Source organism: Oribacterium sp. HCP3S3_B9, from assembly GCF_052064255.1.
In the GTDB taxonomy this organism is placed as follows: Bacteria; Bacillota; Clostridia; order Lachnospirales; family Lachnospiraceae; genus Oribacterium.
Map to the genome: position 1 here is coordinate 1 of NZ_JBQHVY010000060.1, position 989 is coordinate 989.

2 protein-coding genes are annotated in these 989 nt (G+C 67.4%); both read right to left on the minus strand.

All coding sequences use genetic code 11. The annotated features are described in order from the left end of the window. Nucleotides 1-458 (minus strand): hypothetical protein (locus ACTNC3_RS11390; RefSeq protein WP_441227502.1); only part of this gene is annotated, 458 nt, incomplete at its 3' end. A 171-nt stretch (nt 459-629) separates the two neighbouring features. Further along, nucleotides 630-989 (minus strand): HK97 family phage prohead protease (locus ACTNC3_RS11395; RefSeq protein ID WP_441227503.1); only part of this gene is annotated, 360 nt, incomplete at its 5' end.

Genomic DNA, 989 nt, shown 5'->3' on the forward strand with positions numbered 1-989 from the left:
CCGGGGGTCTCAGCCGTGGTCTGCTTCGCGTGGGCGCGGGCCTCGGGCTCGATGGAGCGGCCGAGAGCCGACTCGGCACGCTGGCGCGCGTCGAGATCCGGTTCGGTCGACCGCGTGCCGCGGCCCGCGAGGTAGTCGACCAGGAAATGACCGGCCGAGGGGTACTTGTACTGCCGCTCCTGGACGCCGAGCGGGTGACGATCACCCTTGTCCTTGCGGGGGGCGGTCGGGATGGCCTGCGACACCGTCTCGGTGTGCGCGGCCCGGGTGGCCTCGAAATCTTCGAGGGGCTTGATCTGGGCGTCGAGCTCCTCGACGCGCTGCCGAGCGGCGGTGATGTTGCTGCGCTCAGCGTCCACGAGGTCACGGTTCTCGGACTCGATCTGAGCGAGCAGCTGGTCGATGAACTCGAGCTGCTGCTGGCGCTGCGCGAGGAGACGAGCCAGGACGGGGTTCATGATGGGGGGTTCCTTTCGAGACGATCGATTGATGTTCGTCACGTGGTGGCCCGTCCCGACCTGTCGAGTGGTGGCCTGATGCTCCGGCCCGACCGGTCATCGTCTCCGGCATGACGACCTTGGAATCAGGTAACCACGTCCTCGGACAAAAACGAGACGCCCGGGCCGAGCTCAGGGACGGCGTGAGGCCAGCCAGTTGCGCAGCGCGGCGACCTCAGCCGACCTCCGCACCGGCTTCCCGCCACCATCAGGCAGCGGCTCACGCGACCGCACCAAAGACACCTTCGCGCCGGCATACGCCGGGGTCGGAGTGAGAGACACTTCCAGCAGCCGTGCCTCGATCCGCTTCACCCACATCAGCCCATCGTCGTCGAGCTCACGTTCATCCTCGATCGACGCGAACCCGACCGACAGGCCGGTGAGCATCCCATCACGGGCTTTCCGGGCGGCGGTCATCGCGAGATCGTCCTCGATGTCGAGTCGCCACACCACATCGAGACCATCGTCGGTCTCGGTCCACCGCTCCGACAC